The sequence below is a fragment of the Variovorax sp. P1_H2 genome (assembly GCF_056405295.1).
Genome location: NZ_JBFUCJ010000161.1, coordinates 1 through 11,613 on the forward strand (window position 1 = coordinate 1; position 11,613 = coordinate 11,613).

General features: G+C 68.2%; 15 protein-coding genes and 1 pseudogene. 1 reads left to right on the plus strand and 15 read right to left on the minus strand.

All coding sequences use genetic code 11. The features are described 5' to 3' along the window. Positions 1–21: 21 nt before the first annotated feature. From AC1D2E_RS32480 to AC1D2E_RS32550, 15 genes and pseudogenes are all read right to left on the minus strand, one after another. Complete coding sequence (locus AC1D2E_RS32480) at positions 22–498, minus strand: VOC family protein (RefSeq protein ID WP_478201215.1); 477 nt, start codon at positions 496–498, stop codon at positions 22–24. A 93-nt stretch (positions 499–591) separates the two neighbouring features. Next, a complete protein-coding gene (locus tag AC1D2E_RS32485; protein ID WP_478201216.1) occupies positions 592–1,281 on the minus strand; it encodes a TetR/AcrR family transcriptional regulator in 690 nt (229 codons plus the stop codon). After that, a complete protein-coding gene (locus AC1D2E_RS32490) occupies positions 1,278–1,460 on the minus strand; it encodes a hypothetical protein (protein ID WP_478201217.1) in 183 nt (60 codons plus the stop codon). Before AC1D2E_RS32490 ends, AC1D2E_RS32485 begins: the two co-directional genes overlap by 4 nt. Next, positions 1,457–2,461 (minus strand): tripartite tricarboxylate transporter substrate binding protein, encoded by a 1,005-nt coding sequence (locus AC1D2E_RS32495; RefSeq protein WP_478201218.1) that lies wholly within the window; start codon positions 2,459–2,461, stop codon positions 1,457–1,459. The genes AC1D2E_RS32490 and AC1D2E_RS32495 overlap by 4 nt, the downstream gene beginning before the upstream one ends. After that, complete coding sequence (locus tag AC1D2E_RS32500; protein WP_478201219.1) at positions 2,458–2,865, minus strand: LysR substrate-binding domain-containing protein; 408 nt, start codon at positions 2,863–2,865, stop codon at positions 2,458–2,460. Before AC1D2E_RS32500 ends, AC1D2E_RS32495 begins: the two co-directional genes overlap by 4 nt. Before the next feature lie 155 nt (positions 2,866–3,020). Beyond that, positions 3,021–3,157, minus strand: a pseudogene (locus AC1D2E_RS32505) (DUF899 domain-containing protein); the annotation flags it as partial. A gap of 21 nt (positions 3,158–3,178) precedes the next feature. Then, positions 3,179–3,598 (minus strand): YXWGXW repeat-containing protein, encoded by a 420-nt coding sequence (locus AC1D2E_RS32510; protein WP_478201220.1) that lies wholly within the window; start codon positions 3,596–3,598, stop codon positions 3,179–3,181. A gap of 94 nt (positions 3,599–3,692) precedes the next feature. Continuing rightward, positions 3,693–4,877, minus strand: a complete 1,185-nt coding sequence (locus AC1D2E_RS32515; protein ID WP_478201221.1) for a PP2C family protein-serine/threonine phosphatase — start codon at positions 4,875–4,877, stop codon at positions 3,693–3,695. After that, on the minus strand, positions 4,874–5,782 hold the full coding sequence (locus AC1D2E_RS32520; protein WP_478201222.1) for a patatin-like phospholipase family protein: 909 nt from the start codon (positions 5,780–5,782) through the stop codon (positions 4,874–4,876). Before AC1D2E_RS32520 ends, AC1D2E_RS32515 begins: the two co-directional genes overlap by 4 nt. After that, positions 5,779–6,663, minus strand: coding sequence for a patatin-like phospholipase family protein (locus AC1D2E_RS32525; protein ID WP_478201223.1), 885 nt, complete (start codon positions 6,661–6,663; stop codon positions 5,779–5,781). Before AC1D2E_RS32525 ends, AC1D2E_RS32520 begins: the two co-directional genes overlap by 4 nt. Before the next feature lie 154 nt (positions 6,664–6,817). Continuing rightward, a complete protein-coding gene (locus AC1D2E_RS32530; RefSeq protein WP_478201224.1) occupies positions 6,818–7,162 on the minus strand; it encodes an STAS domain-containing protein in 345 nt (114 codons plus the stop codon). 21 nt (positions 7,163–7,183) lie between these two features. Then, complete coding sequence (locus tag AC1D2E_RS32535) at positions 7,184–7,603, minus strand: ATP-binding protein (protein ID WP_478201225.1); 420 nt, start codon at positions 7,601–7,603, stop codon at positions 7,184–7,186. A 174-nt stretch (positions 7,604–7,777) separates the two neighbouring features. Further along, on the minus strand, positions 7,778–8,155 hold the full coding sequence (locus tag AC1D2E_RS32540) for a response regulator (protein ID WP_478201226.1): 378 nt from the start codon (positions 8,153–8,155) through the stop codon (positions 7,778–7,780). After that, on the minus strand, positions 8,148–9,515 hold the full coding sequence (locus AC1D2E_RS32545) for an ATP-binding protein (RefSeq protein WP_478201227.1): 1,368 nt from the start codon (positions 9,513–9,515) through the stop codon (positions 8,148–8,150). The genes AC1D2E_RS32540 and AC1D2E_RS32545 overlap by 8 nt, the downstream gene beginning before the upstream one ends. A gap of 7 nt (positions 9,516–9,522) precedes the next feature. Next, positions 9,523–10,929 (minus strand): ATP-binding protein, encoded by a 1,407-nt coding sequence (locus AC1D2E_RS32550; protein WP_478201228.1) that lies wholly within the window; start codon positions 10,927–10,929, stop codon positions 9,523–9,525. 156 nt (positions 10,930–11,085) lie between these two features. Here AC1D2E_RS32550 and AC1D2E_RS32555 point away from each other — a divergent pair. Beyond that, positions 11,086–11,613: AraC family transcriptional regulator ligand-binding domain-containing protein (locus tag AC1D2E_RS32555; RefSeq protein ID WP_478201229.1), on the plus strand; the 528-nt coding region annotated here is incomplete at its 3' end.

Sequence of the window (11,613 nt, forward strand, 5' to 3'; positions counted from 1 at the left end):
TGTTTGTCCCCTCCAGGCCGGTCAGTCCGCGATTGCAGACGCGTCCGTCGTCTTTTGCTGCAACGGCAGCGCTTCCGCTGCGGGAAAATTGAGCTCGATCGTGACGCCGGAGGGATCCTCGACGAACACCTGATGCAGTCCGAGGCTCGGCACCGTGCGCTCGCGGAAAGCCAGGCTCGCGGCACGCAGGCGCTCATGCATGCCGATCAGGTCCGTCGCCAGGAACGCAAGGTGATCGACGGCGGCGCTGCCGTGCAGGCCTTCTTCAGCTTTTTCACCGAGGTAGTCGACCAAACCCTGGGGATCGTGGCGATCGATCCCGATCAGGTGGACCACGCCGTAGTCGGCCTCGTCGCCGCCGCGGTAAAGCCACGCTCCCGGGAACTTGAAGGGCGGCCTGAAGCCTTCCTTGAATCCAAGGACATCCGTGTAGAACTTGCGGGACGCGTCCAGCGTCGTCGTACGGACGGAAAAATGCGCCAGCCTGGTGATCGCCATGCAGCTTCCCTGGTCTATAAATTATCAATAGATAAATAATAGACCACTCCGGGCAAAGCTGCAGATGCCCCTCGCTGCACGGCATCTCGCCGCTCAGCGGTGGCGCTGTGCCCTCAGCACGACAGGAACGCCGGCAATGAAGGCGTCGACACGCATGTCGATCAACCGATCGAGATTCTTCGGCGTCGGCAATTCGTAGACCCACTTGCGCACGCCAATGTAGAAGACGCTGGAGTGCATGGCCCAGATCAACTCGACTTCCTCATCTTCCTCCTGCGCATCGCGCGGTTCGGGGATCTTGTAGCTGTGACGCAATTCGCGGGCGATGACCATGAAGTGGCGCTCGCGCAGGCGGGCCAGGTATTTTTGATTGATGCCGCCTCGACTCAGGCCGGCATAGATGAAGATTCGCACCCACTCGCCCCGAAGAACGAAGCGCGCGTAGTCCTTCAGGTAGCGTTTCAGCCGATCCGCGAGCGGCACCGACCTGTCCGCCAGCCATTCTTCCCACTCGGGATTCCAGCGGCGAGTGAAAACGTCCTCGTACACCTTGTCGATCAACGCCTCCTTGGTCGGGAAGTAGCGATAGAGCAGCGGCTGGGTGATCCCGAGTTCACGTGCCAGTTCGCGCGTGCCGGCGTCGAAGCCCCTGCGGGCAAAAAAGGCCGTGGCCGCCTGGAGGATCTGGTGCTCCCGATCTTCCGGCGCCAGACGCCGGCGCGGAGGCGGGGCGTCGAGGGCCGCGGACACGGAGAGAGGGGCTGGAGACTTCTTGTGGGTCATGCGCCGTGGGATTCTGCCAATTTAGTGATCATCTGAACCCTCTTGTAATGCAGATCAAATTCATGAACCGGCGAGCGGCGGGCTTTGTACGCCAGGAATCCCGTCAAGGAAAAGCCCATGCCGACCTGGCCCTGGTCCGAAGCGTTGATGCGACTGTAATGGTCGCCGGCCTGGATCAATTGAACACGCGCCGGTCGATCGACACAAGGGCGCTGTTTCGGTCGCGTTCCAACGCGATCTCGGACATGAAGTCTTCGACGCCACCGCCGGCCGGCAGGTTGTTCGCCTCCTGCAGCCGTGCCCGCAGGGTCGGTTCGATCAGCAGGCGGTTGATCTCGGCATTGAGCCGATACACGACGCGAAGTGGTGTGCGCGCTGGCACGAAGATGCCGAACAACGAATCGCGGTTGGCCGGCGCGAAGCCCAGTTCGGCCAAGGTAGGCACCTGGGGTAGTGCGGGCAGCCGAACCGGGGCGCCCACTGCGAGCGCTCGCAGGCGACCGTCGGCAATATGGCGCAGCTGCTGTGCAGCCACGTTGGTCGACAGAAGCTCGAACTGGCCGCTCAGCGCATCGTTGAGTTGCGGCCCGCCTCCCTGATACGGAATGTGCGTGATATCCACGCCACCGAGCACACGCACCTGCACGAGCACCAGGTGGCCGGTTGTCGCAACGCCCGAACTGGCCCATCTCAGCGCGCCGGGCCGGGCGCGCGCCAGCGTCACCACGTCCTCGAAACGCCGCCCCTCGAAGGCCGGCGTGCCCACCACCAGCACCGGCGTGCGCATCACGCTGACCACCGGCAGCACCGCATGCAGCGGGTCGCGGGCCCCATGCGCAATCAAGGGGTGAAGCGTCAAGGGGCTGATCGCCGAGAAGGCCAGGGTGTGGCCATCGGGCTCGGCACGCGCGAGCGCTTCGATGCCCACACTGCCGCCCGCGCCAGGCCGGTGCTCCACCAGCACCGGTACGCCGAGCGCACGCGCCAGCGGCTCAGCCAGCGCTCGTGCCATGGCATCGCTCACGCCGCCGGGCGGATAGACCAAGATCAGCCGCAGCGGCCGGGTCGGCCACGCGCGCTCGCGCGATGGTGGCCTGGACTCGGCGTGGACGCACGCGAAACCGGCCAGCGCCGCAGCGCCCAGCCCCTGGGTCAAGAGTTCGCGCCGTCGCAGCGTCATGCGACCGAGCGCGCACGCAACAGCGCGACGAATCGTTGTGCGGGCAGACTGTCTTCGCTCTCGCGCCACACCAGCGTGAGCGGTGCATCCAATGCGTCGCAACCGGCCAGCGGGGCGTAGGTGATCGCGTGCGAGTGCACGCCGGCCATCGAGGCCGGCACCACCGACACGCCCACCCCGGCCGCCACCAGATTGAGGTTGGTCATCATGCGATCCACCTCGGCCACCACGCGCGGCAACAGGCCCTGGGCGTGGCAGAGCGCGAGAAGGTCGGCGTACAGGCCGGGCGCGCCCGGCCGTCGCACCAGGATGATGCTGTGCTCGCACAGCTGTGCGGACCGCCTCCGGCGCCAAGTGCGGATCGATACCTTCGAGGAGATCGCTCGGCGTGCGAGCACACGCATGTGCCACGCGTGGTTCGGGGCGTCCGGCGGACAACTGATCGTCAACCCGGGCAGTGTCGGACTGCTTCAGTACCGTACGATCAGCGAGAAATGGCAGCGCTGGCTTTGGCTCGCGGGCGCCCCGACGGGTCCGGTGCGCTGTCTATCGGGCGCCTGCCGCCAGAGGAATAGAGGCGCAGATGGCGCCAGCCACGCTCGGCGGCGAAGGCACTCATGCGCTCGACCGGCAACCCGGCATCACGACGAAGGCCACGCGCTGCAGGATGTCCGGCATCTCGCCGTCGAGGGCGGCGGACTGCCTGTGAAAGGCGGGTTAGCAGCGCCCCTTCTTCGCCTGCCCCGGCGGGCAGTGGTAGCCATCGTCGTCTTGATCGTGGCCATGGCCGTGCTTGCCCTGCTTCGGCGGCTTGCCGGGCTTCCACTGGTCGTCGACCCAGCGCCATCCGCCGCTCGCCTGCACCCAGCGGCCCGGCGCATAGACGTAGTCGGGCCGATCCTGCTGCCAGCGCCCGGCCTGCCAGACGTAGTCCCGGTCGTTCCAGACCCAGCGCCCCGGCACCCACACCTGGCCCGGGCGCGGTCCGGGCATGACTTCGTAGCGCGGAGGCGGCGGCGCCACCTGCACCAGGCCAGGCACGTTGATGTTGATGTTGACCTGCCCGAAGGCCGGAAGCGTGGCCGCCGCGGCAAGGGCGGCGAAGGCGAAGGTGGCAATGCGCAAAGGAAGCTCCATTCAACTCGTGGCGGCCCATTCTAAAGACCGAACTGTGTCGAACTGCAAGGCTGCCGGCCCTGTCGGCGTAGGCGCCCGCCTGCACCTCGAAGGCCTACGGGCCCTCGGCCGATCCGCTTCGCCGCAGCGCCACCATCGTGATGTCGTCCGAGGCTTCCGCACCCTCGCTGAACGCGTCGAGCGCCGCCTCGATCCGCTGCAGCAGACCTTCGGACGAGCCCTGGAGGTCGCGCAGGGACTCCAGCAGCCGCGACTCCCCGAACGCGCCTTCGGCGCCGGCCGCCTCCACCACGCCGTCGGTGTAGCCCAGCAGCAGGTCGCCGACACTCAACTGCGTGACGCCCACGGTAAAGCGCTGTTCGGCCAGCAGTCCCAGGGCCGGGCCGGTCAGGCCGAGCCGCCGCCTGCTTCCCCCGGCGCCGGCGATCAGCGGCGGATCGTGGCCCGCGTTGACATAGAGCAAGGCGCCCGTCCCGGCGTCGAGAATCCCCAGGAAGGCGGTGGCGAACATGTTCGCGCGGCCATGGACGCGCGCGATGTAGTCGTTGGTGAGCGTGGCGGTGGCGAGCAGGACCGCGGCCGCATCGGTGCCCTCCGGAAAGCGCTGGCTCGCGGTGGCCCGGATCAGGGTCCGGAACAGCGCCATGTACAGCGCCGCGCCGACGCCCTTGTCGCAGACATCGGCGACGACGATGAAGATGCCGCCGGACGGGATGGCGAAGAGGTCGTAGAAATCGCCCGCCACCTGGCGCGCCGGCCGGAAGCGCACCGCGATGTCCCAGCCCGCCATCGCAGGAAGCGCCTCGGGCAGGAAGCCGGCCTGGATCGCGCGGCCGATCTCGAACTCGCGTTCCATGCTCTGCAGATGCCGCATCTCGCCGTCGTGCATCCGCTTCTTGAGCAGGCAGGYCTCGACGCGGGCCTGCAGGATCAGCGGATTGAAGGGCTTGGTAAGGTAGTCGTCGGCGCCGAGTGCCAGGCACTTGACGACACTCTCGGTCTCGCCGAGGGCGGAAATCATGATCACCGGGATATGCCGCAGCGCCGGGTCCTCCTTCAGCCGCGCCAGCACCTCGTAGCCATCGATGCCGGGCATCATGACGTCGAGCAGGATCAGGTCGAAGTTCTGGACCTTGAGCCGCGCCAGGGCGCGTTCGCCGCTGTCCACCACCTCGACGGCATGGCCGCTGCGCTGCAGGCGGCGCGACAGCACGTCGCGGTTCATCTCGTTGTCGTCGACCACCAGGGCGCGAGCCGGCGTGACAGCGGTGGCGTTCACGACGCCCTCCCCGGCGGGCTGTCGATGGCGGTCATTCCTGCGGCGAGCAGCCGCCGCAGGTACGGGATCTCGCGCTCGGCCGCGCGTTCGCCGAGGCCCATGATGTAGGGCAGCTCGCTGAGGTCGCGCAGCCCGATGCGGCGCTCGAACACCGGCAGGATCGGGATCACCTCCGCATGGTGCGTGAGGCTGTAGAGCGCGTACTGCGAGCGGATGAAGTGGTTGACCGAGATCGAGATGGCGCGGCGCGCCAGTTGCATCGCCGACTGCACCGCGCCGTCGACCGGCTCCTCGAAGCCCATCGCGATCACGATGTCGCAGCCCTCGCGCGTCGCCACGTCCACCGGCACCGGATTCGACGCGCCGCCGTCGAACAGCAGCCGGCCGTCCACCGGCCAGGGCGGCAGCACCAGCGGGATCGCGATGCTGGCGCGGATCGCGTCGGCCAGCTTGCCCTGGGACATCACCACCTTCTCGCCGCTGTTGTAGTCGGTGGCCGCAAGGTGGAGCGGGATATGGGTGTCGGCAAAGGTCAGCTGCCGCGTGAAGCCCTTGATCGCCTCGTTGACCTTCTGGTCGTCGAGCAGGCCGAAGCGGTGGCCGAAGCCGAACAGGCGCGGGAACAACGCGCTCAGCATGGTGCGGTAGCCGATCCGCCCGAAGGTGCCGCTCCAGCCGCGCGCGAAGCGCTCTGCGACCTCGTCCATGTCGTCGGCACCGAGCGCGATCGCGGTGGCGAAGAAGCTGCCGCCGCTGCACCCGATCGCCATGTCGATGCCGATGCGCTCGCGCTGCAGCACCTTGAGCACGCCGAGCGCGGCGGCGCACTTGAGGCCGCCCGATCCGATCACCACCGCCACCCTCGGCTTCCTGCGTTCCGGCAATCCCGGGTGCCCCTGCTTCATGCGTGTTCAGCCGGCTCGGGACTCTGCCGCATCAGTTCGCGCAGGTAGGGCAGCTGCTCCTCGGCGGCGCGCTCGCCGGCTTCGATGATGTAGGGGATCTTGTCGGTATCGAACAGGCGCACGCGCTGCTCGAAGCGGGGGATGATCGGGATGATCTCGCTGTGGTGCGCCAGGCTGTGGAAGGCGTAATTCGACTTGAACAGGTTGTTGGACATGATCGCGCTGAGCTGGAAGGCGAAGCGCCCGGCCGAGCGGATGCTGGTCTGGTACGGGCTTTCGAATCCGGCCGCCACGATCACGTTGGCGCCCTGCCGGATGGCGACGCCGATCGGCATCGGGTCGGACAGGAAGCCGTCGATCAGCAGCTTGTCGCCGATGCGCCAGGGCGAGAAGGCGAAGGGCAGCGCGATGCTGGCGCGCACCGCGTCCACCACACGCCCCGAGGACAGCACCACCTGCTCGCCGTTGGCGAGGTCGGTGGCCGCGATGTGCAGCGGTGTCGGCAGGTCCTCGATGCGGAGGTCGCCGAAGGCGCTTTGCAGCCGCTGCAGGATCACGCGGTCGTCGCGCAGCCCGTAGGTCGCCTTGTCGAAACGCAGCCAGCGCGGCGCCACGGTCTGCAGCAGCGCGCGCGTGTTGCGCTTGTTCGCCACTTCCTTGGTCCACAGCTTGCGGGTCATCTCGGCCGCCAGGGCGGCGTCGTGCCCGGCCGCCATCACCGCCGCGTAGATCGCCCCGGCGCTGCAGCCGACCACCATGTCGAGTTCGAAGCCTTCGCGCTTGAGCACGCTCTGGATGCCGATGGCGGCCGCGCACTTGACGCTGCCCGAGCCGATGACCAGCGCGATCCGTTTGCGCCCGGGTGCCTCAGATGGGTTCATCGAATCGCTCCACAACGCGTCGCTCGATTCGCGCCGCACGAATTCGCGGGGCCCAAGCCAGAAACACCGCGGAACCGGCTTCGCCGGGCCGCTGGTGTTGCCCCCTTGAGGTGGGAGGCGGCTACACGAAGTGAGCAAGCAACGGGGGTGGTCCTCATTGCACTTCGGCGTCGAAGCTCGCGACAGCCGTTCCGACGTCGCCGTAGAGCTTCAGGATGCTGGTGAAGCCCGACAGTTCCAGCACCCGCAACACGGCCGGCTGGACACCCGCGAGCCGGAAGTCGCCGCCCTGGCGGCGCGCGTCCTTCAGCGTCGCGAGCAGCGCCCGCAAGCCGGCGCTGCTGGTGTAGACCACGGCGCTGAAATCCGCCACCAGGCGCACCTGGTTTTCGCTGACCGCCTTGCCGAGTGCCTGCATGAGGTGCTCGGCGGTGAGGCTGTCGACGCTGCCGCTGATGGCCGCGACCGTGACGTCGCCGGGGATGATGTCGATCTGCATGGGGAACTCCTCTGATCTGKATTAGGGGTGGATCTGCTTGAGCAGCGTCAGGTGGTTGCCGCGCTCGGGATCCGGGCGGTAGCGCACCTCGTCGACCATCTGGCGCACCAGGTGCCAGCCGAGGCCGCCGACCGGGCGCTCCTCCCACGCGATGTCGAGCGAGGGCGAGGGCAGCGAATCGGGGTTGAAGCTGCGCGCCCGGTCCGCGATCTCGATCGTCATCGGGCAGCATTCCCAGTCGAGGGCCAGCGTGATCGGACCCGGCTCGCCCTCGTCGTAGCCGTGGGTGATGACATTGACGCTGACCTCCTCGACCGCGAGACGTACCGCGTCGCGCACCTCGCGGCTGGCGCCGGCCCGCTCGCAGGCCTGGTCGGCCAGTGCGAGCAGCTCGGGCAGGTTCTCCAGCGTGGCGGTGCGGGTGATGCTGAGCCTGTTCATTGGGGTGCCTTCGCGCAGCAGCGCTTGGGTATTCGCCTTGGGAGCGGCCCGGCGGCTCATAGAGAACCTCCGCGCAGCAGCGCTGCGGTATTCGCCTTGGGAGCGGCCCGGCGGCTCATAGAGAACCTCCGCGCAGCAGCGCTGCGGTATTCGCCTTGGGAGCGGCCCGGCGGCTCACGCGGACCCTTTCGCGAGGAGCGCGCGGCCGATCTTGTCCATCAGCCGCGCCAGGTCGACCGGCTTGGTGTCGAAGTCGTTGCAGCCGGCCGCCATGGCGCGCTCGCGGTCGCCCGACATCGCGTGCGCGGTGAGCGCGATCACCGGGATTGCGCGCGTCGCCGCATCGGCCTTCAGCGCGCGGGTGGCGGCCCAGCCGTCCATCACCGGCAGGCTCATGTCCATGAGGATCAAGTCGGGCGCCGCGCTCGCGGCCAGCGCCACGGCCTGGGCGCCGTCGGTGGCGGCGGAGATCTCGAAGCCCTGGCGCGAGAGCCGCCGCGACAGCATGTCGAGGTTCATCTCGTTGTCCTCGACGATCAGGATCCTAGGCATGGGCGAGGTCCCTCCGCGCCGCCACCGGCGCCGGCAGGCGCACCGTGAAATGGGCGCCGGCGCCGGCCTGGCTGTCGACGTCGATGCTGCCACCCATCAGCTCACAATAGTGGCGCGTGATCGCCAGCCCGAGGCCGCTGCCTTCGAAGCGCCGGGTGCTGGAGCTGTCGACCTGCGCGAAGGCGCGGAACAGCAGCTCGCGCTGCGCGCTCGAGATGCCGATGCCGTTGTCGTCGACCCGGATCACCAGCATCTGGGTCTCGGGCTCGTGGCGAACGGCGAGCACCACTTCGCCGTCGCGCGTGAACTTGCCAGCGTTGGACAGCAGATGGCCCAGGATCTCGCGGATCTTCTCGGCGTCGCCCAGGAGGCGCAGCGTCGGCACCTCGCAGAAGACGCTGAAGACATTGCCGTTGCGCTCGATCTGTTCGCGCATCTCCTGCGCCACCTGCGCAACCAGTTCATCGGCGTGGAAGGGCGTGTTGAAAACCTCGGCCTGGCCGGCCTCCGCCTTCGAGAGGTTGAGCACGCCCTCGACCATCGCCAGCAGCGTCATGCCGGCATTGCGGATCTTCTGGACGTCGCCCACCCGCCCGGCCTCGCCGATGTCCATGAACTCCGATTCGAGCAGCTCGCTGTAGCCGATGATCGCGTTCAGCGGCGTGCGCAACTCGTGGCTCATGTTGGCCAGGAAGGCGCTCTTGGTGCGGTTGGCCGAGTCGGCCAGCATGCGGGCCAGCTCGAGCTGGCGGTTCTTCAGCGTGATCTGCTGGTTGCGTTGCACCACCTCGCGCCGCGCCTCCAGCGCACGCTGCGACTGCGCATGGGAATGGACGCCGAACATCAGCAGGTAGGGCACGAAGCAGGCCACCGACAGCAGCGTGGTGCGCAGCGAGGACTCCAGCTGCAGGTCGAAGCCGTTGGCGGCGGCGCCCAGCAGCGCGCCGGCCACCCAGGCCACGAAGCCGCGCACCGCCAGCGGCGGGCCGCCCAGGCTCAGGATCGACAGCAGGCCCGAACTCAGCATCAGCGTGCTCGGCCACAGCGAGAAGGACACCAGTCCGCTCAGGGTGCCGAACAGCAGCGCATCGGTCATCAGGTTGCGGTGCTCGGCCTGCCGGCTGTCGGGCGCGCGCTGCGCCAGCCAGCGTGCCAGCGGCGCCCACAGGATGCCATGGAAGGCGAGCACCGCCCAGGCCCAGGGCGGCGTCGGCCGCTCCAGGAAGTGCGACACCAGCACCACCAGGACCAGCAGGTTGGCCCAGCGCCGCACGCCGAAGTCGAGCTCGACGATCGGGTGGATGCGCCGGGGCGGGGGTGCTGCGGCGGTCGTTCGGGCGCGGCCCTGTGCTTCGCTCATGGCGTGCTCAGGCCCCCACGCCGGCCAGGTCCAGGCCCAGCACCGGCAACATGACGGTGAAGCGCGAGCCCTTGCCCTCCTCGCTCGACACCCGGATGTCGCCGCCCATCAGCTCGCACAGGCGGCGGCTGATCGCCAGGCCCAGGCCGGTGCCGCCGAAACGGCGCGTGGTGGTGCTGTCGGCCTGCGAGAAAGGCAGGAACAGCCGCTCGATCTGCGCCGGCGTCATCCCGATGCCCGAATCGCTGACCGCGATCTCGAGCCAGCGCACGCCGTCGCGCGCGGCGCCGCACACGTCCAGCGACAGCAGGCCGTCGCTGGTGAACTTGCCGGCGTTGGACAACAGGTTCAGCAGCACCTGGCGCAGCTTCATGCCGTCGGCGCGCACCGCGCCCAGGTCCGGCTCGACGCTGACCTCCAGCACATTGGCGTTGCGCGCGATCAGCGGCCGGGCGATGTCCAGCACCTCCCGGATCAGGTTCTGCAGATCGACGTCCTCGATCTGCAGCTCGAGCTTGCCGGCCTCGATCTTCGACAGGTCGAGCACGTTGTTGATCAGCTCCAGCAGCTGCTGGCCGGCGGCGCGGATCTTGTGCAGGTCGGGCTGCAGCTGCGGCTGGCCGAGCTCGGCGACTTCTTCCGCCACCAGTTCGCTGTAGCCGATGATGGCGTTCAGCGGCGTGCGCAATTCGTGGCTCATGTTGGCCAGGAAGGCGCTCTTGGCGCGGTTCGCCGCCTCGGCGGCCTCGCGTGCCTGCTCGGCGGCCGCGCGTTGCTCCTCGGCCTGCGCGCGCGCGGTCTCGATGTACCGGTTCTGTTGCGCGATCAGCAGGTTCTGGCTCTCGAGCTTCTGCTTGGTGCGCAGCACGTTGCGCGTCTGGGCGTTCGAGCTGAAGCCGAAGATGGTCGTGAACAGCGCCAGCGCCCCGATGCTCAGCAGCGAGATGGCCAGGCTCGACTCGAGGTCGACGGCGAAGCCGGTGAAGGAGCCTCCCAGCAGGGCGCCGGCCAGGAAGGCCAGCAAGCCCTTGGCGGCGAAGCCCGGACCGCCCACGCTCAGATTGGCCGCGTTGAGCGTGATGAACACCGCCGCCGCCGGCCACAGGCCGAAGGAGCAGACCGCCACCATCAGCATGCACAGGAAGGCGTCGCTCAGCAGGTTGCGCAGTTCGGCCTGCTTGGAGTTGGCGGCACTGCGCGCGTGCAGGTAGGCCAGGTGGGGCCACAAGAGGCCATGGAACACCGCCAGCCCCCAGAACCAGGTACTGCCGGCCTCGCGGCGGCCCAGCATCGTCGCCCAGAGTGCCAGCACGAGCAGGCACACCGGCAGCCGGACACGGTAGTCCAGCTCAACGATCGGGTGGGTCTTGCGCGCAACGAATCCACCCGCAACGGCTTCGGTCGCAGGAACCATACAGAAAGTAATAATTGTGTTTTCTTTCAGTTGCAGATTAAGCTGCGGCCGGGGAGGAAAACTGTCCGCAGCCGCCAATCTCACTTGCCGAAGGCGCCAAAGCGCAGGCACTGCGTGGGAGTCGGGCAGCGGGCCTTCCCCTGGAAGATCGACTTCGTGACGTCCACCGCCGCCCTGCCCCTCAACATGCTCGCCGGCATCGAGAAAGCAGGCATCGACCTGGCCGAGCTCGCCCTGCTCGCCGGGTTGGCGCCTGCCGACCTGAAGAAGCCCCTCACCGCGGACCAGGCCGACCGCTTCTTCACGGCGGCCTACGAGCGGGTCGGCAATCCGGCGATCGGGTTGTTCCTCGGCATGCAGCCCATGCGGCCCGAGCTGTTCGGCGTGGTCGGCTTCTCGGCCATGACCTGCAGCAACTTCGGTGCGGCGCTGGCGCGCATCGGACGCTACAACGCGCTGGTGTCGGCCTGCGAGCTCGACATCGTGACGGACCCCGGCGAGGCCGCGGTGCGGGTGCGCTACGCGGGCCCCGAGCGCCCCTACAGCCGCTGCCGGATGGACATCCAGATGGGCACCYTGCTGAACTTCGGCCGTCTCTTCACCGAGCACGAGATCGTGCCGCTGCGGCTGACGCTGACGGCCGAGCCCCCGCCCTACCATGCGCGCTACGCCGAGGTGTTCGGC